This window comes from Gemmobacter serpentinus (assembly GCF_008973825.1).
Lineage (GTDB): Bacteria > Pseudomonadota > Alphaproteobacteria > Rhodobacterales > Rhodobacteraceae > Gemmobacter > Gemmobacter serpentinus.
Genome location: NZ_WCHR01000006.1, coordinates 112,579 through 134,229 on the forward strand (window position 1 = coordinate 112,579; position 21,651 = coordinate 134,229).

The following is a 21,651-nucleotide window of genomic DNA, read 5'->3' on the forward strand; positions in this document are numbered from 1 at the left end:
GCGGGTAATATGACCCCTTACATCCGAGGGGACAGGATCACCATGACGATGCGTGACCAATTGCAGACCGCGCTGAAAGAGGCGATGAAGGCCAAGGAGGCGGATCGCCTTTCCACGCTGCGCCTGATCAACGCTGCGATCAAGGACCGCGAGATTGCGCTGCGTGAAGAGGGCGGCGAGGTCGATGATGCGGCCATCCTCGCCATTCTGGGCAAGATGGTGAAGCAGCGCCAGGAAAGCGCGCGCGCCTATGAAGAGGGCGGTCGGCTGGAACTGGCGGAAAAGGAACTGGCCGAGGTCAAGGTAATTTCGGAATTCCTGCCCAAGCAGCTGGATGCTTCCGAGGTTGCCGCTGCCATTGCCGCTGCCGTGGCCGAGGCAGGGGCGACCAGCATCCGCGACATGGGCAAGGTTATGGCGGTGCTGAAGGGCAAGTATACCGGCCAGATGGATTTTGGCGCCGTTGGCCCGATGGTGAAAGACCAGCTGGCCTGAGGTCAGGGCACGCGGTTCAAGGCCTGTTTGCCCTGAACAACGATACTCAAGGCGGGGCCTGCGGGGCCCCGTTTGCTTTTGCTGAACGATTGCTGTTGCTGGCCCGCAGTCGAGCAAGGCCCGTTCGAGCATAAAAGGTCAGGGCGCGGTGGTCCGGTTACAGACCCTCAGCCGCGCGCGCAGATCCCCCTCCAGCCTCAGGCGTTCGTCCGGTGTCAGGAAGGCACCGATCTCCACCTCGCGCGGGCCGCCCGACAGGGTCAGGTAATGCGGCACCGGCCCGCCATGGGCATGGCGGGTGACGCGCACCCAATAGGGATTGGCCTCCCAGCTTTGCACGCGCCGTCCCGGCCCCTGCCGAACCAGCCGCATATGTGCTGCGGCAATCTCCAGATCCTCCAGGATCTCGCCATCGCGATAGGATTTCTGCAAGCCCCACCACAGCGCCGCAATCGCCAGCACCAGAAAGGGCAGCAGGCCCCAAAGCACCCCTGTGCCAAGCACCGCAAAGAGCGGCAGGGTAATCAGCGCCGCCGTGCCGCCGACAAACCACACAAAACCGCGCCGCGGCAGCGAGCGGTAGGGCCACAGATGCAGCCGCTCGCCCTCGGGCGAAGGGGGAAGCCATTCATAGGGCATGGGCGCGAAGATAGCCGCCGCTGCGGGAAAGGAAAGGGGGCTCGCGCTTCGTTCTTGGGGCCTTGATCCGGTTCCACAAGGCACGCGCCGGACCGGAGGGTTTCTGGAAAAAGGAAGATTGGAAGGCACTTACCCCTTCATCTGTTCAAAAATATCCTCGGGGGGCGGCCGACAGGCCGATGGGGGGCAGACAGCCCCCCGGCGCGGCAGGATGCCGCGCGCAGCATCAACAGGCTGGCAAAAGCAAAAGGCCCCGGATTGCTCCGGGGCCTTTCTGGCGCAACTGATCCGGGGATCAGTGGCTGTGGCTCTTGTCCCAGTCTTCGCGCTTGGGGAGCTGCTCGAAAGTATGCTCCGGCGGCGGGCAGGTCAGGGTCCATTCCAGCGTATCGGCATATTCGTTCCAGTAGTTGTTCTCGGTGACCTTGCGGCCAAAGAACAGCGAGTAGAACACGATCCCGATGAAGAACAGGAACGAGGCAAAGGCCAGGAAGGCACCGATCGAGGACACGAAGTTCCAGGTGGCGAAGGCCTCCGGGTAGTCGATATAGCGGCGCGGCATCCCTTGGCGTCCCAGGAAGTGCTGCGGGAAGAAGGTCAGGTTCGCGCCGATGAAGAACAGCAGGAAATGCAGCTTGCCCGCCCATTCCGGGTAATGCCGCCCCGACATCTTGCCGAACCAGAAATAGATCCCGGAGAAGATGCAGAAGGCCGCGCCCAGCGACATGGTATAGTGGAAGTGCGCCACGACATAATAGGTGTCGTGATAGGCGCGGTCGATCCCGGCCTGGCTCAGCACGATGCCGGTCACGCCGCCCACGGTGAACAGGAACAGGAAGCCAAGCGCGAACAGCATCGGCGTCTTGAACTCGATCGAGCCGCCCCACATGGTCGCGATCCAGGAGAAGATCTTGATGCCGGTGGGCACCGCGATCACCATGGTGGCGGTCATGAAATAGGCCTGCTGGGTCAGCGACATGCCGACGGTATACATGTGGTGCGCCCAGACGACGAAGCCCAGAACACCGATACCGACCATGGCATAGACCATCGGCAGATAGCCGAAGATCGGTTTGCGCGAGAAGGTGGCGATCACCTGGCTTGCGATGCCGAAGCCCGGCACGATCACGATATACACTTCCGGGTGGCCGAAGAACCACAGGATGTGTTGATACAGGATCGGGTCACCGCCGCCCGAAGGCTGGAAGAAGGTGGTGCCGAAATTGCGGTCGGTCAGCAGCATGGTGATGGCGCCGGCCAGAACGGGCAGCGACAGCAGGATCAGCCAGGCGGTGACGAAGACCGACCAGGCGAACAGCGGCACCTTGTGCATGGTCATGCCGGGGGCACGCATGTTCAGGAAGGTGGTGATGATGTTGATCGCGCCCAGGATCGACGAGGCCCCCGACAGGTGGACCGCGAAGATCGCGAGGTCCATCGAGTAGCCGCCTTCCATGGTCGAGAGCGGCGGGTAAAGCACCCAGCCCACGCCCGCGCCCATCTGGTCATTGCCGCCCGGCGAGAAGACCGATGCGACCGCAAGCGAGGTGCCCGCAAAGTAAAGCCAGAAGGACAGGTTGTTCATCCGCGGGAACGCCATATCCGGCGCACCGATCTGCAGCGGCATGAAGTAGTTGCCGAAACCTCCGAACAGCGCCGGGATGACGACGAAGAACATCATCAACACGCCATGCGCGGTGATCGAGACGTTCCAGAGGTGCCCGTTGGGCGTGCAGGCGCGCGTTGCATCGGCAAAGAGGCGGGTGCCTTCCATGCACATATGCTGAACGCCCGGCTCCATGAGTTCCAGGCGCATGAAAACCGTGAACCCGACCGACAGCAGGCCCGTCAGACCTGCGACGAAGAGGTAAAGGATGCCGATGTCCTTGTGGTTCGTTGACATGAACCAGCGGGTAAAGAACCCCCGCGTATCGTGTTCGTGGCCATGAATGGCTGCGTCGGCCATAGGCTCCTCCCGTTAGGTTGCGTCAAAGGGGCGGTCGGGTTGGGAATCCCGCCGCCTTGTGGAAGTGTTCTAGAACGCGGCGTCGGGCGCGGCAATCGCTGACTTTGCTGCGTTGGAACAATTCGGGGCGCGGTTGCGCTTTGCGTGTGACAGGTGCCACAAGAAATAAGTGGGAAATCAGGCTGGTCCGCACAGGCCAACAGCATGGGGGCTCCATGCGTGAACCGGGCAGGGGTCCTGGCAGGGGGGCTCTGTGATGTGCTGGACCGGGCCGGTCGCGACGCCCGCAGGTTCCTGTTGCGGCCCCGCCATTGTGGGATAATCGGGTCTCGGGTCTCGGGTCTCGGGTCTCGGGTCTCGGGTCTCGGGTCTCGGGTCTCGGGTCTCGGGTCTCGGGTCTCGGGTCCCGAACTTCAGGTCTCGGGCGGCCAGTGTGTCAGGGTGCCAGACTGGCAAGATAGGCCGCCATGTCGTCACCGCCCTTGGCCAGCTTGAAGCTCATCTTGGAGCGCGCTGCCGGCGCGCCGGTCTGTTCCTTCAGCCAGGCGGTGGGGTCTGCGACATAGGCTGCAAGCAGTGCCTCATCCCAGATCAGGCCTTTGGCGGCGACGGCCTGAAGCGACTCACCATAGTCATATCCGGGGGCCGATCCGGCAATGCGGCCGATCACGCCGTAAAGGTTGGGGCCGGTCTTGCCACCCTTCTGGATCTCGGTCCCGTCATCGGCGACGATCTGGTGACAGGCGCGGCATTTCTTGAAATCTGCCTCACCCTTGGCCGCATCCCCGGCATGAAGCGGCAGGGCGGCGAGGGCGATGAACAGCGAAAGTGGCAGGCTTAGGGTGCGGCGCATCGGGTCGGTCCTTGTCTGGCGGATGGCTCGGGACAGCAGGGGAAATATTGGCGCGTATGACAACATATTTGCCGGGCTGGCGCGCCAAATCCATGGGGCGATGTGTCGCGCCCGATCCGGTGCGCCCGATCTGGCGCGAAGCGCGGCCCCTGGTTTCAGCCGCAGCTATTGCCGGCATCGACCGTCTGGGCGAAGGTCGCCATCAACGCCGCATCCAGATCCGCCATCGTCACTGGCAGACCCAGATCGACCAGACTGGTCACGCCATGGTCGCGGATACCACAGGGCACGATCCCATCGAAATGGCCCAGATCCGGCTCCACATTGATGGAAATGCCGTGAAAACTCACCCATTTACGGATCTTGATGCCAAGGGCCGCAATCTTGTCCTCTGCCACGGAGCCATCCAACATGCGCGGCTTGTCGGGGCGCGGCACCCAGACACCGACCCGGCCGGGCCGGATCTCACCCTGCACGTTGAACTCCGCCAGCGCGGCAATCACCCATTTCTCCAGGGCGCGCACGAAGCAGCGCACATCCTGTCCGCGCTTTCGGACATCCAGCATGACATAGACAATGCGCTGCCCCGGCCCGTGATAGGTATACTGTCCTCCGCGCCCGACCTGGATGACGGGAAAGCGGTCGGGGTCCACAAGATCCGCGGCCCGGGCAGAGGTGCCCGCAGTATAAAGCGGGGGGTGTTCCAGCAGCCAGATCGCCTCATCGGCGGTGCCTGCGGCAATGGCATTGGCGCGGGCCTCCATCGCGGCCAATGTTTCGGCATAGGGGCTGAGGCCGGGCAGATGGGTCCATTCGACCATGGCGCGCTCCACGAAAATTCTCGCATTCCCGGCCTGTCATGCTAGGCTTGACGGGATTGTTCAACGCCTTTTCAGGAGAGATGCCATGAAAGCGTTCACCGCTGCCACCACCTGCGCCCTTGCGGCTGCCCTGACCTTCACTCCGGCTGAGCCGGTCCGCGCCGATGCGGGCGACGCGATCGCGGGGGCATTGATCGGCGGCATCATCGGCCATGCCATCGCCAAGGATCAGCAAAAGCGCAAGGCACAGGCCCCGGCGCGCCGCTCGACCAAGGCCGCAACCAAACCGGCCAAGCCCGCAATCTCCGCCGCACAGCGCGAGGAAAACCGCGAGGTGCAGACGGCGCTCAATGCCTTTGGCTATGGCGTCGGCACCCCCGATGGATCCATCGGGCCGAAAAGCCGCGCGGCGATTTCGCAGATGCAGGCGACCTTGGGCTATCCGGCCACCGGCCAGCTGACGGATTATGAACGCTCGATTCTGGTCACCGCCTATCACCGCTCGGTCGCGGGCGGTCCGGCGGTCAGCCAGATTGTCGGCACCCATCCGATGGGGATGCGCGGGCTTCTGCTGGTGCAGCGCGATGAAATGGCAGGCCTGCCGACCCAGACCGGCGTGACCGGGTCCAGCATGGGGGCGGCGATGCAGGCAGCCCCCGCAGCCGCCTTGCCCGCACTTGTCGCCGAACCCGCCCCGGCCCCGGTGGCGCCGACCCCTGCGCCTGTGGCAGCCCCCGCCTTGCCGAGCTTTGGCGGCACGCTGGTCTCGCTCAGTTCGCATTGCAATGCGGTCTCGCTGAAGACCAATACCAATGGCGGCTTTGCCACGCTGGCCAGCATGTCCGACCCGGCGCAGGCCCTGTCGGAACAGTTCTGCCTCAGCCGCGCCGCCGCGATCCAGCAGGGCGAGCAGATGGCGCGCGCGGTGCCCGGCGTCACGCCGCAGCAGGTGGCAGAACAATGCAAGGCCTTTGGTCCGGTGCTGAAGGACAGCGTGATTGCGGTGTCGCTGAAACCCTCGAACGAGGTGCTGGCGCAGGTGTCGCAATTCATCGCAGGCTCCGGCATGTCGCCGGCGCAGCTTTCGGGCACCTCGAAGATCTGCCTTGGCGTGGGTTATGCCAGCGATGACATGGATGTGGCGCTTGGCTCCGCGCTGGTGCTGACCGCATTGGGCGAGGCGGGCTATGCCGCGCTGCCGGGCTTCCACTTGGCCGATGGTATCGGCGCGACCCGTCGCCCCGATCTGGCGCTTGGCTGGATCGAGCAGGGGCAGGGCGGCGCGCTTGGCGGTGCCTCTGGTCAGGCTGAACTGGTTCACAAGGCGATCTTCGCGCTGAATGGCCGCAGCGAAGCACCGGCACCTGCCGCGCCGCTGCCGGTGCTGGCCCCCGCCATGCCGGCCCCCGGCACGGTGGTGGAAGCTGCCCCCGCAACCCCGGCCCCGATCCAGCAAGCCGCAGCCCCCGCGCCGGTCGCAACCCCGGTGACGACGGTTGCAGCAGCCCCCACCGCCGAGGCACTGGTCGCCCCCGCGCAGCAGCCTGCCGCGGCGCAAGCCGTGTCGGTGCTGACCGCGCTGCCGCGGCTGATGCTCGGCAACTGAGGGCGCGACGCGCGCGCCATCTTGCGGAAATCCCTGATCTTTCGCGGGCCATTCCCGGCCCGCGCCTGGGGCGGGATGATCCAGTGAGCCGGGCGCGAAATATTTTGGGGGGCGGGATCAAATCCCCCTTTTCAACCCCGCGGGGCTGCGCTAGACAGCGCCCACCAAGCCAGATCATGCGGATGTGGCGGAATTGGTAGACGCGCAGCGTTGAGGTCGCTGTGGGGTAACACCCGTGAAGGTTCGAGTCCTTTCATCCGCACCATATCTGAGAAAGAAACCCCGGTTTTGCCGGGGTTTTTTCTTTTTCGATCATGCCCGGCCCGCCAGGTAGCCGCCAAGGTCCACAGCCGGTCGCGCCATGTCGCCGCTATGGCATCGAGCATGGCGGGGATAATGATATCCGATCCCATCGCGAGCGCATGATCGCGCGCTGCTCTGCGCCAGTGCAACCCATGCCGGGCACAACGGCGGTATAAGACGGCTGGCCGATCATGGTAGCGCATCGCGGATGCGGGGTGGGGGCCGCTTCCCGCCATTGCAGATGCTGCCGGGCACAACCGACCCCGAATCCACCCGCGCCGTTTTGTCCTGCCAGACACCCACGCCGCGCCCAAAAAACGGGCGCGTGCAAAAATCTTCGTCGAAGATTTTGGCACCTGCCCGTGGTGAAGGCACCGAAGTTGATGGTTCTGCGTGGGGGAGTGGACGATAGATCTGCCGTTTTTGATCAAAATAGCGTCGTAATTCACGCGATCCGGCGCGGGAATCAAGGCGGCGTTCGCCGAGCGGCGGCATTCATCGGTGGCCCGAGATCGGCGTTGCAATACGCCAAAGCATCCGCTTTAGTCGAGGCAAGAACAGTGCAGGACACCTGCCGCAGCACGGGGAGACCGGGGTGACGTCAGCGACCCTCCACGACGATTTCGTCGTCTTTGACCATGTCCAGAAAAGCTATGATGGCACCTCTCTGGTCGTGAAGGATCTCAATCTGAAGATCGGCAAGGGCGAGTTCCTGACCATGCTCGGGCCCTCGGGGTCGGGCAAGACCACCTGCCTGATGATGCTGGCCGGGTTCGAGACGGCGACCCATGGCGAGATCCGGCTGGAAGGGCGCAACATCAACCTCGTGCCGCCGCATAAGCGCGGCATCGGCATGGTGTTCCAGAATTACGCGCTGTTTCCGCATATGACGGTGGGCGAGAACCTGGCCTTTCCGCTGGAAGTGCGCGGCATGGGCAAGGATGAGCGCGAGACGAAGATCAAGCGTGCGCTTGATATGGTGCAGATGGGGGCCTTTGCCAATCGCCGCCCGGCACAGCTTTCCGGCGGGCAGCAGCAGCGCATCGCACTGGCGCGCGCGCTGGTCTTCGATCCGGCGCTGGTCCTGATGGATGAGCCGCTTGGCGCGCTCGACAAGCAGTTGCGCGAACATATGCAGTTCGAGATCAAGCACCTGCATGAATCGCTTGGCATCACCGTGGTCTATGTGACCCATGATCAGGGCGAGGCGCTGACCATGTCGGACCGCGTGGCCGTCTTCAACGATGGCCGCATCCAGCAACTGGCCCCGCCCGCCGATCTTTACGAGCGCCCCGAAAACAGTTTCGTTGCCCAGTTCATTGGCGAAAACAACAAGTTGCAAGGCGTCATTGAGGAACTGGACGGCGGCCGCGCCGTGGTGCGCCTGGCCACCGGCGAGCTGATCGATGCAACCGCGGTCAATATCCGCGAAAAAGGCCAGCAGACCCTGGTCTCGATCCGCCCGGAACGGGTGGAGTTCAAGCCCGAGCTGATGCCGCCCGGCGCGCATATGCTCGATGCCGAGGTGCTGGAGGTGATTTACATGGGGGATATCTTGCGCACCCGGATGCGGGTCGCGGGAACGGATGATTTTGTGCTCAAATGCCGCAACACGCTGGGTCAGACCCGGTTCGCGGCGGGCGAGCGCATCAGGGTGGGCTGGCATCCCGAAGATGCCCGCGCGCTGGACGTGATCTGATGCCGCGCGGCCCCTGTGGGGCTGCGCCTGTGCATGGATGGAGGACGGCCCGGATCAACAGGGCCGCGACAAATGGATCAACACGGGAGATTTCCGAATGAAGAAGATGCTTGTTCTGACCACCGCGCTCGGCGGTCTGGCCGTTCCGGCCATGGCGCAGGAGATCACGGTGATGGGCTGGGGCGGGGCCTATAGCGCCAGCCAGGTCGAGGCCTATCACAAACCCTTCGCCGAAAAGACCGGCACCAAGGTCGTCTCCGTCGATGCCGATAACCCGGCGACCCCGATCAAGGCGCAGGTCTCGGCCGGGAACGTCACGGTTGACGTGGCCAGCGTCGAGATTGCCGATGCGGTGCGTCTGTGCGACGAGGGCATGATCATCCCGATCGATGCCGCCAGCCTGCCTGCGGGCGTTGATGGTGTGGCCGCCGTTGATGACTTCATCGAGGGCACCCTGACCGAATGCATGATCCCGACCGATATCTTCTCGACCATTGTGGCCTTTGATGCCTCGAAATTCCCCGAAGGGGCAGCACCTGCCACCATCGCGGACTTCTTTGATACCGCCAAATTCCCCGGCAAGCGCGGGCTGAAGAAAGGCGCGAAGGCCACGCTGGAAATGGCACTGATGGCGGACGGCGTGCCCGCGGCTGATGTCTATGCCACGCTGGAAACCCCGGAAGGTCTGGATCGCGCCTTCGCGAAACTCGACAGCATCAAGAAGGATGCGGTGTTCTGGGAAGCCGGGGCGCAGCCGCCGCAACTGCTGGCGGATGGCGAAGTGTCGATGACCATGGGCTGGAACGGCCGGATCTACAACGCCGCCGTGCAGGACAACAAGCCGTTCAAGATCATCTGGGACGGTCAGGTCTTCGAATGGGAAGGCTATGTGATCCCGAAAGGCGCGCCCAACGAGGCGACCGCGCTGGAGTTTGTGAAATTTGCAACCTCCTCCGAACCGCTCGCCAAGGCCGCCGAACACATCAGCTATGGCCCGCCGCGCAAATCCTCGGCCCCGCTGGTCGGCAATGTCTTCGGCACAGATGTGCCGATGTCGCCGAACCTGCCGACCTCGCCCGAGAACATGACCAATGCGCTGGCCTCCTCGCTTGATTTCTGGGTCGATCGTGACTCGGAACTGAACGAGCGGTTCAACGCCTGGCTCTCGGCCAACTGAACTGATGCTGCGGGGCCGGGGGCATGTGCCTGTCCGGCCTCGCGCGCCGGTTCGCCTGCGGGTCGTTTTGTGCCCGTCGATGTGACCGGGCGCAAGATGGCCTCCACCCTGCAAGGGGTGGCAGCCGATCCGCGCAAGACCTGATTGCAAGACCCATGAAGGACCGCCGATGAGCGATGCCCCCCTCACCACTTCCGATGGCCGCCCGCTGAAGGCGGCGCTGGCGCAAGCGCAAGCGCGGGCCCGGCGCCGGGCCTTCCTGCTGGTGGCACCGCTGCTGTTGTTCGTGGTGATTACCTTCATCCTGCCCATCGGGCAGATGCTGCAACGCTCAATCTATCATGACGGCTTCTCCAGCGCCGCGCCCGCGCTTCAGGCCTGGTTCGAGGCCAATCCGCCCGGCACCGCCCCCGATGAGGCGGCCTATGCCGCCCTTGCCGCCGACTTGCAACTGATGAAGGCCAATCGCACGGCAGGCGAGGCGGGGACCCGGGTCAATTACACTCTGCCCGGCACGAGGTCGCTGTTCACATCCTCGGCGCGCGGTGCCGACAAGCTGGAGCCGCCCTTCCGCGAGGCATTGCTGGCTGAAAACGCCAAATGGGGCGATCCGCTGGTCTGGGAGGCGATGCGTTCCGCCGCCTCGCCCTGGACCTCGGATTTCTATCTGGTTGCAACCGACATGCAGCGCACCGCCGATGGCGGGGTGGAGCGTGTGCCGGAAAAGGAACGGATCTATCTGAAACTGTTCGGCACCACCTTCATGCTGTCCGCCGTCATTACCGGGGTCTGCCTGCTGCTGGCCTTTCCGATCGCCCATCTGCTGGCGACGCTGCCAGCCTCGCGCGCCAATCTGCTGATGATCCTCGTGCTGCTGCCATTCTGGACCTCGCTCCTGGTGCGGACCTCAAGCTGGATCGTGCTGTTGCAGGGACAGGGGGTGGTGAACAATGTCCTCGTCTCGGCCCGGCTGGTCGATGATGGCGCGCGCTGGCAGATGATCTATAACATGACCGGCACCATCATCGTGATGACGCATATTCTGCTGCCCTTCATGGTGCTGCCGCTGTATTCGGTGATGCGGACGATCAAGCCGGCCTATGCCCGCGCCGCGCGCAGCCTTGGCGCCACGAGCTGGACCACCTTCCGCCGCATCTACCTGCCGCAGACCTTGCCGGGGATCGCCGCAGGCGCGCTGCTCGTGTTCATTCTGGCGGTCGGCTATTACATCACCCCGGCGCTGGTGGGCGGTGCAGATGGTCAGCTGTTCTCGAACCTGATCCAGTTCCATATGTCGAAATCCAACTGGTCGGTCGCCGCCGCCCTTGCGGGCATGCTGCTGGCCGGGGTGCTGGTGCTTTACTGGCTCTATGATCGTCTTGTCGGCATCGACAAGCTGAAACTCGGCTGATCCAAAGCGGGCAGGGGCACCAGATGCGCTACCTGCCCATCATCTGTTCCCAAATATCCCGGGGGTCCGGGGGCTGGCCCCCGGTCCTCGCAGCCACCCGACGAGACGCCCCAGACCCGCCGCAGTTGCATCTTGCGCGCCGTTCCAAGGAGAGACCCCGATGGCCCTTCCCGCCTATGCCGACCCGCTGGAGCGCATCTGGTATTACACCTATCTGACGATCTGCACGCTGATCTTCCTGTTCCTGATTGCGCCGATCCTGATCATCATGCCGCTCAGCTTCAACGCCGAGCCGTATTTTACCTTTACTGAAAAGATGCTGACCCTCGATCCCGATGGCTACAGCCTGCGCTGGTATGACCTGCTGCTGACCTTCGGGATGCAGGCACCGGATGTCGCGCGCGATGGCGGCTGGTGGTCGGATGTCTGGCGCAATGCGACCTGGGTGCAGGCGGCAAAGAATTCGGTCATCATCGGTTTCTGGTCGACGATTGTGGCAACCGTGCTTGGCACGCTGGCGGCGCTTGGCCTGTCGCGCAACGAGATGCCCTATCGCCGGTTGATCATGGCGATCCTGATCTCGCCGATGATCGTGCCGATCATCATCATCGCGACAGGGCTGTTCTTCTTCTATTCCAGCCCCTGTGGCGTGGTGGGTCTGGATTGCGGGCGGCTGACCTCGACCTATACCGGGGTGGTGCTGGCCCATGCGACGCTGGGCATTCCCTTCGTCATCATCACGGTGACCGCGACGCTGATCGGGTTCGACCAGTCGCTGAGCCGGGCCGCGGCATCGCTCGGGGCCTCGCCCAGCCGGACCTTCTTCAAGGTGATGCTGCCGCTGATCCTGCCGGGCGTGGTGTCTGGCGCATTGTTTGCCTTTGTCACCTCGTTTGACGAGGTGGTGGCGGTGCTGTTCATCGCGGGGCCTGAGCAACAGACCATCCCGCGCCAGATGTGGAATGGCATCCGCGAGGCGATCAGCCCGGCGATCCTGTCGGTCGCGACAATCCTTGTCATCATTTCCATCGCGCTTCTGGCGACAGTCGAGCTGCTGCGCCGCCGGTCAGAGCGGATCCGGGGCGTGACACCGCAGTAAAGCGCCTCAAGAGAGTGTCCTGAAAAAAGCCGGGGGCCAGAGATGGCCCCCGGCTTTTTTCAGGACCGGATGCCCGGGCCTTGCGGCCCTTGGGGGCGCTGCCCCCAAGGGCTGCGGCTTCTGCCGCAGCCTGTCCCCCGGGATATTTGGGAACAGATGAATGGGCGGGGGATCTGCGATCGGGCTTGCGGCGGGTGACTTTGGCACCGTGCCTTCGGCCCAGTCCTGCCTGTGGTGGTCATGGCAGGATTTGCAGCCACATCCAGATCGTTGCGATCGAGGCCAGGGTGGCCACCAGCACGGCGGAGGCCGCGACACGTTTGGCGGTGCCATAGGCATTGGCAAAGAGATAGGCATTGACCCCCGGCGCCATTGCCCCGGTCAGCACGGCGGAGCGGATCTGGTCGGTGTTCAGGCTGAAGGCATAATTGCCCAGCAGCCATGTCAGGCCGGGATGGACGAGGATCGACAGCATGACGACAGTGGCGATGGCGCGGCTGTCGCCCTCGGGTTTCAGGCGCAGGAGCACGCCGCCCAGGCCGAACAATGCACAGGGGATGGCGGCACCCGCGATGATGCGCATCGCATCGGAGACCACGCCGGGCAGCGGGATGCCGGTCAGGTTCAGCGCAAGCCCTGCGGCAATGCCCACCACCATCGGCTGGGTGCAGATCGCGCGAAGAACCTTGCGGGCGATGGTCGCGGCAGGTTCGCCCTGGCCATGGCTGCGCACCAGTTCCATGCAGATGATGCCAACGGCATAGAAGATTGGTGAATGGATCGAGATGATGGCGAAGTTCCCCGCCAAGGCATCATGACCAAAGGCACGTTCGGTGATCGGAACCCCAAGAAGCAGCGAGTTGGAGAACATCGCGGCAAAGCCGATGGCCACGGCATCGGTGCCGGGCCGGCCCAGCAGGCGCGCGGCCAGCACGCCAAGGCCAAAGCATGTGAAGGCTGCGAGATAGAAGCTGAGAAACAGCCCGGTATCGTAATTGGCCCCCAGATCGAGATTGCCGATGCTGAGCGCGAGCAGCACCGGCACCGCAACCCCTTGCGCAAAGCGCATCAGCGCATCGACCATCGCCTCGGACATCAATCCGCGCCACGCGGCGAGCCATCCGGCGGCGATCACCAGAAAGACCGGCAGGATGACCTCGAAGGCGGCGTTCATCTGGAGGCAGGCTCGGGTGCGGGCAGTTCGATCACCAGCCCGTCATGGGCGGGGGTGACGCCGGCGGGCAGCTCGTCAAGGAGCGTGGCATGATCCAGATCCAGATGCATATTGGTCAGCACCGCGCGGGCAGGGGCGGCGCGGGCGATCCATTCCAGCGTCAGCGCCAGATGTGCGTGCGTCGGATGCGGTTTGCGGCGCAGCGCATCGACGATGAAGACGTCAAGCCCGGCCAGATGCGGCCAGCTTTGCTCGGGGATCGCCACGGCATCGGGCAGATAGGCAAGGCCCGCGACGCGGAAGCCAAGCGCATCCATCGCCCCGTGATCGGCCTCGAACGGGGTCAGCGTGACGGGCCCGCCCGCCCCCTTGATGGTGAAGGGGCCATCGATGGTGTTCAGGTCGAGGATCGGGGGGTAGGGCGATCCCGCGGGCTGCACGAAGGCATAGCCGAAACGGTCGATCAGGGCGTTCTGCGTCGGGGCATCGGCCCAGACGGCCAGGCGGGATTTCAGGTTGAAGACGATCTGGCGCAGGTCGTCGATCCCATGCACATGATCAGCATGGGAATGGGTATAGGCCACCGCATCCAGCGTGCCGACCCCTGCTGCCAGAAGCTGCGCCCGCATATCGGGCGAGGTGTCGATCAACACACGGGTGCTGCCTTGCGGCCCGATCCGTTCCACCAGCAGCGAACAGCGGCTGCGGCGGTTCTTGGGGTTGGCCGGATCGCAATCGCCCCAATCGCCGCCCAGGCGCGGCACCCCGCCCGAGGATCCACAGCCCAGAATGGTGAAGCGATACATCAGGCGGCGACTTTCACGGCTGCTTTGGTGAAGAGGCGATCAAAATTGGCGGATGTCGCGGCGGCGAAATTCTCGACCGACAGGCCGAAAAGGCCCGCGCCGGTCTTTGCAGTGAAGGCAGTATAGGCGGGCTCGTTGCGTTTGCCGCGATAAGGCACCGGGGCCAGATAGGGGCTGTCGGTTTCCAGCAGGATGCGGTCCAGCGGGGCCGATGCGAAGATATCGCGCAGCTCCTGGCTTTTGGGGAAGGTCGCGATCCCGGACATCGACAGGTAGAAACCAAGATCCAGCGCCGCCCGGCCCAGTTCTGCCGAGGAGGAGAAGCAATGCATCACGCAAGAATAGGGCTTGCGGCGGAAGCCTTCTGTCAGGATCGCGGCCATGTCGTCATCGGCAGCGCGGGCATGGATGATGAGGGGCAGCCCGGTTTCCTGCGCGGCCTCGATATGGATGCGCAGCGATTGCTGCTGAATGGCGGCGCTGTCGGCGGTGTAGTGGTAATCCAGACCCGTCTCGCCGATACCAACGAATTTCGGGTGCTGGGCCAGGGCCACCAGTCGGTCCACCGTCACCAGCGGTTCTTCAGCGGCGCGCATCGGATGGATGCCTGCGGCGTAAAAGACACCTTCATAGGCTTCCGCAATGGCGCGGACCTTGGGCTCGGCATCCAGCCTTGTGCAGATCGTCACCATGCGGGTGACGCCTGCCGCGCGGGCGGAGTCGATTATTCTGGGCAGCTCGCCCTCGAAATCGGGGAAGTCGAGATGGCAATGGCTGTCAACGATGTCGGGCGGGGTCATGGTCACCTCGCGGCGAGCCGCGCCGCCGTCTGTTCGATCTGCAGGAACATATCCATGAGAAGTGCGGCAGGGTCAAGGTTGACCGCCTTGCCACGCCGCGCCCGCGCGGAGAGGCTTTGCGCCAGATCGGCCCAGGCCCGCGCCGCCCAAGGATCGGGTGACAGCCGCATCAGGAGCGCGGCCTCGCCATTGGCCGCCTCGGGCGGGGTCATGCCCAGTGTGCCCGCGCGGGCAAGCCGCGACATCAGAAGATCCAGCAGGGTGACCAGCAGATCAAAGCGCGTCTCGTTGCCCTTGCCCGCGCCGCCTTCGGACAGCGCAAGGGCCTTGACCCGGTCGATCCGGGGCAGGCCGGAAAACAGCGTGACAAGATCGGTGTAAAGCGCCGCGCCTTCAAGCTGGGTCATCCGCACCGCCTCGCCGACCGAACCGCCGGCCAGCTGGGTCAGCGCCTCGGCATCCTCGACAAAGCTGCCTGCCTGTTCCAGCGCCTGCGCGATCTGGTCTGGGGGCAGGGCCGAAAGCCGCAACTCGCGGCAGCGCGAGCGGATGGTGGGCAAAAGGCGCGAGGGCTGATGCGAGATCAGGAAGAAAGTCACGCCTGCGGGCGGTTCCTCCAGCAGTTTCAACAGCGCATTGGCGGCGGCGATGTTCATCTCGTCGGCGCTATCGACAATCGCCACCCGCCGCCCGCCATCGGCGGAAGACAGCGCGAAATATTCCTTCAGCTTGCGGACCTCTTTCACCAGAATGTCCTGCGCCGGGGCTTTCTCGGTTTCGTTCAGCCCGCGCCGCAGCAGGTAAAGCCGGGGCTCAGACAAAGCGGTGATCCGGCGGGCAATCGGGTTGTCCTCGGGGATATCCAGCGATGTGGGCGGGGGCGGGGCGAACATGCCGCCATCATCGTCGGGGGTGGCCAGCAGAAAGCGCGCGAGCTTCCAGGCCAGCGTGGCCTTTCCAAGCCCGCGCGGCCCGGTAATCAACCAGCCGTGATGCAGGCGACCCGCCTTGAAACTTTGCAGGAAATCGGTCTCAGCCGCCGCATGGCCGATCAGGCGGTGGGTCTCGCGTGGATGCGGCGCACCCTCGATCCGGTCGGGTTCGGGGAAATCCCCAAGGTAGACAGAGGGCATGGGCTACAGCCCCAGATGCAGGCGGGCAGTCGCCAGAACATCAGCGGCCACCGCCTGTGGGTCGCGCGCGCCATCGATCACGCGAAAGCGCGCGGGGGTGGCTGCGGCCAGATCCAGAAAGCCTGCCCGCATCCGGCGTTGCAGATCCAGCCCCATATCCTCGAACCGTTGCTCCGGCCCTTTGCGGGCCACGGCGCGGGCAAGGCCGAGCTCGGGGTCGATGTCGATCAGGATCGTCAGATCCGGCTCCACCCCGATCATCAGGGAATGCAGCGCATCCACCATGGCCGCCAGATCACCGCGCGAAATGCCCTGATACATGCGCGAGCTGTCGGCAAAACGGTCGGTAATGACCACCTCGCCGCGTGCAAGCGCCGGACGGATGGTCTTTTCCAGATGGTCGCGCCGGGCGGCGGTGAACAGCAACAACTCGGTCTCGGCCGACCAGCGGTCCGGATCGCCCTCCAGCACGAGGCGGCGGATTTCCTCGGCGCCGGGGCTACCGCCGGGCTCTCGCGTCAGGCAGACCTGCGCCCCAAGCGCGGTCAGCGCCGTGGCCAGCAGGCGCGCCTGCGTGCTTTTGCCCGAACCGTCAATGCCCTCAAAGCTGAGGAAACGCCCGGCTGCCATCAGGTTGCGGGGGCGTCAGAGGCGAAGACCCGCTTCATCAGTGCCTGTGCCGCCGCCGAGATTTTCTTGGTGAAGCCACCCTCCGTCACGTCGGCCTCGGCCACCAGCGGGATGCGGCTGTCGGGCATGTCCGGCACGCGGACCACCAGTTCGGCAACCCGGTCGCCCTTGGCGATCGGGGCCTTGATCGGGCCGGTATAGACCACTTCGGCGGTCATGCTGTTGCGCGCGGTGATCGGGATCAGCCGCTCCACATCCTTTTCGGCCACCAGACCCACGCGATCCTCGGATCCCATCCAGACCTCGGCCTCGGCCACGCGGGTGCCCGCCTTGGCGATGGTCTTCATCGCGAAATCGCGAAAGGCCCAGTTGGAGATCCGCTCGCTTTCCTCAGCGCGCGCCTGATCGGAAGGCAGGCCCGCGATGACAAAGACGATGCGCCGACCGTTATCATGCAGGGCCGATCCGACAAGGCCATAACCCGCCTCTTCTGTATGGCCGGTCTTCAGTCCGTCGGCGTGCCAGTCGCCGCCCTTGATGCGCAGCAACGGGTTGCGGTTCTGGCTATTGGCGGGAACGCGTCCCTGATAGCTGTATTCGGTCAGCGCGAAATAGGGGTAATATTCGGGAAACTCGCTGATCAGCCGCACCGCCAGCAGGCCCAGATCATGCGCGCTCATCTTGTGATCGGGCGCGGGCCATCCGGAGGCATTGGCAAAATGCGAGTCGTTCATGCCAAGCTCCACCGCGCGGGCGGTCATGCGGCGGGCGAATTCCTCTTCGCTGCCCGCCATGCCTTCGGCCACCACCACGCAGGCATCGTTGCCGGAATTGATGATGATGCCATGGATCAGGTCATCGACGGTCGGGCGGTCATCGGGCTTCACGAACATCTTCGATCCGCCCATCTTCCACGCCTTTTCCGAAACGGGGAAGGTGCTGTCGGCGCGGAAACGTCCGTCATGCAGCGCCTCGAACAGCATGTTCAGCGTCATCAGCTTGGACATCGAGGCGGGCGGGATCGGGGTCTCGGCATTCTTGTCCAGAAGGACGGTGCCGGTCGTCATGTCATAGACCCAGGCGGCGCGGGCCTGGGTCTCATAGGCCCAGACCGGGGTGGTGCCGAGCATGAGGGCAAGGGCGAGGCTGAGGCGGCGGATCATGGGTCTTCCTTTCGCGGGCGGGCCGGGGAGGGGGCGCATGAGATAGGCCGCGCCGCCCGTCCGGGCCGGACGCGGTTATCTGATGATATAGGCGTCGGTAAAGCCGAGGCTCTTCACCTTTGCGAGAAGGGCCGCGCGATCGGCGCCCGAAGCGGTGACCGACCAGTGGTCTTTCCCCTGCGTCTGGCCCTTGCGCAGCGTGGCGCTGACGCCGGCCTTGCTCAACTGATCGACCGCGCGTTTGGCATTGGCCTCGACCGAGAAGATACCGATCTGCGCGGTATGGCTGCCGCCTTTGGCCGCAGCCCCCGGTTTGACCGGCTGCGCGGCGATCGGCCCGCCCGCAATGGTGCCAGCCGGGATGGCCGCGGCACCGCCTGCCGGGGCGGCGGTCTTAGCAGCGCCCGGCTTGGCCAAGGCGGTCTTTGTATCGGCGGTGACCGCAGCGCCTTCACCCGGCAGCGTTTCGGCCGCATCCAGCAGCGGCTTGCTGGCATCGGTCTGCACCGGCACCTCTTCGCGGCGCAGCGCGGTGACGTTGATCTTGCCCGGCTGCCCGGCCAGCAGACCAAGCGCCGATGCGGCATCGGACGAGATCTGCAATTTCGGTCCGGGGTTTTCCCGCTCGCGCCGGAACAGCGCGCCGATGACAAATTTGCCATTGGCAGGATTGCGCAGGATCACCCGTTCCGGGTCTGTCGCATCGGGCGAGGCCACCCAGACGCCGCCCAGGGACGGACGCCCGTCCCAAAGGGCGGTGTCCGTGGTCTGGAAAATCTCCGGTGCCTCGATATCGCGATCCACCAGCTTGACCGAGCGCGCGGGCTTGCCCGCAGGCTGTGCTGCCGCCGTCGCCCCATCCGCCGGAGCGGTCTCGCTGCCGCCCTCCTTGACACAAGCGCCCAGCAGACCTGCCGCGCATGAAATCAAGATCAGCGACCTGATCGTTCCTGCCATCCTCAAGCCCCCTTGCCACGAGCCTTCTCGCGTGCCCGCGCATTTCTGTCCTGCCGATCCGCCTTGCGTGCAGCCTTGCGGCGCTGCCCGTCCTGCGGCTTTGCCGCGCATCATAGCCATTGCCAGAGGCTGAGAAAAGGCCGCAGGCGCGTTTCGGCGGAAATTGGCAGATGCCACGGGGATGCAGGACAGGAACGATGCAAGGGCAGGAACGATGCGCGGCCAGGGGCGGCGTGAACCGGGCAGGGGGCACAGGGAATGGGCGCAGGGAATGGCCGCGGGGCGGGCGACTGGCGCAGGCACGAGATCGCTGCGCACCGCAGCGGTTGAAGGCGCTGGAGGACGAGAATGCTCGGTTGAAGAAGGTCGTGGCGGACCTGACCCTGGACCGGGAGATGCTGCAGGACGTGATCCGCCGAAAGCTTGTTTGCCAGTGGGCTTGAACCAATGGCACCCACCGGCGCACCCTGTCCGGACGCGCAAGCTTGTTGACGGGTTTCTGATCGACTGGGGTATTGCGATCCGGCGGGCCTGCCAGGCCCTGCGGTTCAACACTTCGATCTACCATTGCTAATCTCGCCGCACCGGCAGGCCGGCCTCGAACTGTGGATTCATCTCCCGCGACCTCGGTCTCTGGGCCTATGCCAACGGTGTCACATTGGACTTCTCCCGACCGGGGAAACCCACCGAAAACGGCTTCATTGAGGCGTTCAATGGCAAGCTGCGGGCGGAATGTCTGAATGCCCGTCGCCATTGTTGCTCGGACCAATGGCGCAACACTGGCGACTTCATGGATCTTGCGGATGCGCGAAAAGTTGGAGGCTTGGCGCAGAGACTACAACGAGGTCCGGCCTCACAACGCGATCGGTTACAACGTGCCGATCAACCTGTATAATCCCGGTGGCGCAACCAGCACGCCCCCGTGATCAGAGCCGCGAAACTCCAGATCGCGGCGGTCCAAACCCGGGGAGCAGAGCAAGCCTCCCTCCGGGTCGAAACTGCTCTGTTGCAATAATCGGTGTCACGCCCTGAAAAATTCCGCGCCAGCTTTCACCCGCGGATGCGGTCCCGGCCAGCAGAGCACAGGCCTGCGGGGGAAGGGCACGCACCTTCGATCTCGAGTCTGGCCCGACTCGCTATGGGGGCTGAGCCTGGCTGTCTGGGTCCTGTTTGGCTGCGGACTTGCCTGTGACGGCCCTCCATTTCGAGGCTGAAATACAGGTCCTTTCGATGCCTGAGGGGCAGATCGAAGAAAATCATGAGCCGATAACCTGCCGCCAGATCCAGCGGGCTCGACCCGTTTTCCCATGTCGGAGCCAACATTCATTGGGCGTCGACGCGTAGGTGTGGCCAGAGTGGCAATCATGTGCCCTTGCAAAGCGGTGCATCGGACCATTTTTCTCTCGCGCCCCCCCTTGCGACCCCCGAAACCTGCCGCTATACACCGCCCCATGTTCCGGCGTAGCTCAGCGGTAGAGCAGTTGACTGTTAATCAATTGGTCGTAGGTTCGATCCCTACCGCCGGAGCCAAAAAAACCTAACAAAAACAGCTACTTACTGAAGGTCTAACGACCTCGGTTAGTGCTGCTTTTGGGGGTCATAAGCCCACCAACAGCAGCGGCGGCACCTCACCCAAGCCGAATAGCAAAACGCCCCCGCACCTTGCGGCACGAGGGCGCTCCGTCACCAGCGCCATGGGCAACGCTGGCTTTGTAACCCCGAGCCACCCCTAGCCCGAGGATTCGTGTGTCATGCGCGGTTCCAGACCCCGTTGCAGTTGGTGCGCCGCGCGCCATAGTCGCCGTCGCGATGCCAGCGCCGGATGCAGTCAAGGATGATGGGCATGTCCACCGGGCACAGCTTCCCGCTTGCGACCCCTTCCATGCACTCGGCGGCGAAGCCATCAACCGACCCGTAGAGGACTTCGATTGGCGAAGCCTTCGGCGCGCGCTGTGCCTCAAGTCGCGCGACCCGCTTCAACATGCCGCGCACTCCCGCCATGCTCAGCCCCGCCCCTGATCCTTGAGGCGCCGGAACGCGGCCACCAGTGAGGGGGCTGCACCGAGGCACCGGGCAAACTCCATCTCGCCGCGCAAGGCTTCCGTCTCGGCGGCTTCCTCGCGGCGCTTCTGGATGGCGTCCAGCGCGGCGCGGTGTTCTTCCGCCTCGCGGTTGCGCTTCGCTTGGCCGCGCAGGTCATCATCGTCAGCGTTCATGTCTTGGCTCCAAGTTGCTTGAGCAGGTCCAGCGCATCGGCGCGGGGCTTTGCTTCGTTGCTGTTGCGGACGATGGCCCAGAGGGTGCGGATTACGAACTGTCGGTCCTCCGCGTTCTCATGCGGCGTCTGTGCGGGCATGGTGCCGGTCGGCACGAAACCGAACCGCTGCGCCTCAGCCAGCGTTACGCACAGAACCTTGATCGTCACCGGTTGCGCGGTGCGAAGCCGCCGCGTGAACCGCTGGGCGACCTCAACCGCCCGGTCATACTCGCTGACAGGCCACAGCACAGCGGCAGAGCCGCCAATCGCGATGGCAACGAACACGTCGCCGTCAGTGGGCGGAAGCACGACGACGCGATTCCCGCCTGTGCCCCACAGGTCATGTTCGGAAAGGTGCGTCATCAGTTCACCGCTTTCGCTTCGAGGATTGCAAGCCGCTCCGACAGTTCTTCTGTCGCGCGGATGTTGGACAGGGTGCCGATGGCGCTGACGATCTGCTGCCCGAGGTCGGGCGCGATCTGCCCCGACGCGATGGCCGCCAGCACTTGCTCGACCTGACGCGCAACGGGCAGCGACGGGTCAAAGTCGAAGGTGACGGTCTGGGACGGCATTGTTGCAGAAGTCCGGCTGCGGCTAGACGCGCCCCTTTCCCCGTTGGGTTCAGGCCACGCGTTCGATCTCGGCAGTGCCGAGTGCATTGA

At 64.4% G+C, this 21,651-nt stretch carries 21 protein-coding genes, 2 tRNA genes and 1 pseudogene; 9 read left to right on the forward strand and 15 right to left on the reverse strand.

Annotation, left to right across the window (positions count from 1 at the left end; all coding sequences use genetic code 11):
• Nucleotides 1–42: 42 nt before the first annotated feature.
• Nucleotides 43–495, forward strand: a complete 453-nt coding sequence (locus tag GBJ34_RS04575; protein ID WP_151718092.1) for a GatB/YqeY domain-containing protein — start codon at nucleotides 43–45, stop codon at nucleotides 493–495.
• A gap of 138 nt (nucleotides 496–633) precedes the next feature.
• Here the strand turns inward: GBJ34_RS04575 and GBJ34_RS04580 are convergent, their stop codons facing one another.
• The 4 genes from GBJ34_RS04580 to lipB form a co-directional block, all read right to left on the reverse strand.
• Nucleotides 634–1,134 carry a DUF2244 domain-containing protein gene (locus GBJ34_RS04580; protein WP_151718093.1) on the reverse strand — a complete coding sequence of 167 codons (501 nt, stop codon included), beginning with the start codon at nucleotides 1,132–1,134 and terminating at the stop codon, nucleotides 634–636.
• A 295-nt stretch (nucleotides 1,135–1,429) separates the two neighbouring features.
• Nucleotides 1,430–3,100 carry a cytochrome c oxidase subunit I gene (locus tag GBJ34_RS04585; RefSeq protein WP_151718094.1) on the reverse strand — a complete coding sequence of 557 codons (1,671 nt, stop codon included), beginning with the start codon at nucleotides 3,098–3,100 and terminating at the stop codon, nucleotides 1,430–1,432.
• Between the two features lie 436 nt (nucleotides 3,101–3,536).
• Complete coding sequence (locus tag GBJ34_RS04590; RefSeq protein ID WP_192931109.1) at nucleotides 3,537–3,953, reverse strand: c-type cytochrome; 417 nt, start codon at nucleotides 3,951–3,953, stop codon at nucleotides 3,537–3,539.
• Nucleotides 3,954–4,108: 155 nt separating this feature from the next.
• Nucleotides 4,109–4,774, reverse strand: coding sequence for a lipoyl(octanoyl) transferase LipB (lipB, locus tag GBJ34_RS04595; RefSeq protein WP_151718095.1), 666 nt, complete (start codon nucleotides 4,772–4,774; stop codon nucleotides 4,109–4,111).
• A gap of 85 nt (nucleotides 4,775–4,859) precedes the next feature.
• Between lipB and GBJ34_RS21030 the strand changes: the two genes are divergently transcribed.
• The 6 genes from GBJ34_RS21030 (at nucleotide 4,860) to GBJ34_RS04625 (ending at nucleotide 12,069) form a co-directional block, all read left to right on the forward strand.
• Nucleotides 4,860–6,380, forward strand: coding sequence for a peptidoglycan-binding domain-containing protein (locus GBJ34_RS21030; RefSeq protein ID WP_151718096.1), 1,521 nt, complete (start codon nucleotides 4,860–4,862; stop codon nucleotides 6,378–6,380).
• A gap of 178 nt (nucleotides 6,381–6,558) precedes the next feature.
• Nucleotides 6,559–6,645 (forward strand) — tRNA-Leu (locus GBJ34_RS04605).
• A gap of 633 nt (nucleotides 6,646–7,278) precedes the next feature.
• Entirely contained in the window at nucleotides 7,279–8,382 is a 1,104-nt protein-coding gene (locus GBJ34_RS04610; RefSeq protein WP_151718097.1) for an ABC transporter ATP-binding protein, read from the forward strand.
• Between the two features lie 97 nt (nucleotides 8,383–8,479).
• The gene (locus GBJ34_RS04615; protein WP_151718098.1) at nucleotides 8,480–9,559 is read left to right on the forward strand and encodes an ABC transporter substrate-binding protein; all 1,080 of its coding nucleotides are present in this window, start codon (nucleotides 8,480–8,482) and stop codon (nucleotides 9,557–9,559) included.
• Nucleotides 9,560–9,728: 169 nt separating this feature from the next.
• Nucleotides 9,729–10,970 carry an ABC transporter permease gene (locus GBJ34_RS04620; RefSeq protein WP_151718099.1) on the forward strand — a complete coding sequence of 414 codons (1,242 nt, stop codon included), beginning with the start codon at nucleotides 9,729–9,731 and terminating at the stop codon, nucleotides 10,968–10,970.
• Nucleotides 10,971–11,130: 160 nt separating this feature from the next.
• Entirely contained in the window at nucleotides 11,131–12,069 is a 939-nt protein-coding gene (locus GBJ34_RS04625; protein WP_151718100.1) for an ABC transporter permease, read from the forward strand.
• A 238-nt stretch (nucleotides 12,070–12,307) separates the two neighbouring features.
• On the opposite strand, the gene GBJ34_RS04630 is transcribed toward GBJ34_RS04625, so the two are convergent.
• From GBJ34_RS04630 to GBJ34_RS04660, 7 genes are all read right to left on the reverse strand, one after another.
• The gene (locus GBJ34_RS04630; protein ID WP_151718101.1) at nucleotides 12,308–13,243 is read right to left on the reverse strand and encodes an AEC family transporter; all 936 of its coding nucleotides are present in this window, start codon (nucleotides 13,241–13,243) and stop codon (nucleotides 12,308–12,310) included.
• The gene (locus GBJ34_RS04635) at nucleotides 13,240–14,049 is read right to left on the reverse strand and encodes an MBL fold metallo-hydrolase (protein WP_151718102.1); all 810 of its coding nucleotides are present in this window, start codon (nucleotides 14,047–14,049) and stop codon (nucleotides 13,240–13,242) included. Before GBJ34_RS04635 ends, GBJ34_RS04630 begins: the two co-directional genes overlap by 4 nt.
• Nucleotides 14,049–14,849, reverse strand: a complete 801-nt coding sequence (locus tag GBJ34_RS04640; protein WP_151718103.1) for a TatD family hydrolase — start codon at nucleotides 14,847–14,849, stop codon at nucleotides 14,049–14,051. Before GBJ34_RS04640 ends, GBJ34_RS04635 begins: the two co-directional genes overlap by 1 nt.
• Before the next feature lie 2 nt (nucleotides 14,850–14,851).
• Nucleotides 14,852–15,982 (reverse strand): DNA polymerase III subunit delta', encoded by a 1,131-nt coding sequence (locus GBJ34_RS04645; RefSeq protein WP_151718104.1) that lies wholly within the window; start codon nucleotides 15,980–15,982, stop codon nucleotides 14,852–14,854.
• A gap of 3 nt (nucleotides 15,983–15,985) precedes the next feature.
• Nucleotides 15,986–16,612 (reverse strand): dTMP kinase, encoded by a 627-nt coding sequence (gene tmk, locus GBJ34_RS04650; protein ID WP_151718105.1) that lies wholly within the window; start codon nucleotides 16,610–16,612, stop codon nucleotides 15,986–15,988.
• On the reverse strand, nucleotides 16,612–17,775 hold the full coding sequence (locus GBJ34_RS04655) for a D-alanyl-D-alanine carboxypeptidase family protein (protein ID WP_151718106.1): 1,164 nt from the start codon (nucleotides 17,773–17,775) through the stop codon (nucleotides 16,612–16,614). The genes tmk and GBJ34_RS04655 overlap by 1 nt, the downstream gene beginning before the upstream one ends.
• 75 nt (nucleotides 17,776–17,850) lie before the next feature.
• On the reverse strand, nucleotides 17,851–18,732 hold the full coding sequence (locus GBJ34_RS04660; protein WP_151718107.1) for an SPOR domain-containing protein: 882 nt from the start codon (nucleotides 18,730–18,732) through the stop codon (nucleotides 17,851–17,853).
• Between the two features lie 610 nt (nucleotides 18,733–19,342).
• Between GBJ34_RS04660 and GBJ34_RS21310 the strand changes: the two are divergent.
• Nucleotides 19,343–19,658, forward strand: a pseudogene (locus GBJ34_RS21310) (integrase core domain-containing protein); the annotation flags it as partial.
• A 529-nt stretch (nucleotides 19,659–20,187) separates the two neighbouring features.
• A tRNA-Asn gene (locus tag GBJ34_RS04670) sits at nucleotides 20,188–20,262 on the forward strand.
• A 219-nt stretch (nucleotides 20,263–20,481) separates the two neighbouring features.
• On the opposite strand, the gene GBJ34_RS04675 is transcribed toward GBJ34_RS04670, so the two are convergent.
• The 4 genes from GBJ34_RS04675 to GBJ34_RS04690 form a co-directional block, all read right to left on the reverse strand.
• Nucleotides 20,482–20,715 (reverse strand): hypothetical protein, encoded by a 234-nt coding sequence (locus GBJ34_RS04675; protein ID WP_151718108.1) that lies wholly within the window; start codon nucleotides 20,713–20,715, stop codon nucleotides 20,482–20,484.
• Nucleotides 20,716–20,735: 20 nt separating this feature from the next.
• A complete protein-coding gene (locus GBJ34_RS04680; RefSeq protein ID WP_151718109.1) occupies nucleotides 20,736–20,948 on the reverse strand; it encodes a hypothetical protein in 213 nt (70 codons plus the stop codon).
• Nucleotides 20,945–21,352: a hypothetical protein gene (locus tag GBJ34_RS04685; protein WP_151718110.1), complete on the reverse strand. Its 408-nt coding sequence runs from the start codon at nucleotides 21,350–21,352 to the stop codon at nucleotides 20,945–20,947. The genes GBJ34_RS04680 and GBJ34_RS04685 overlap by 4 nt, the downstream gene beginning before the upstream one ends.
• Nucleotides 21,352–21,651, reverse strand: a 300-nt coding sequence (locus GBJ34_RS04690) for a hypothetical protein (protein ID WP_226341042.1), incomplete at its 5' end; no start/stop codon positions are given. The genes GBJ34_RS04690 and GBJ34_RS04685, both read right to left, overlap by 1 nt.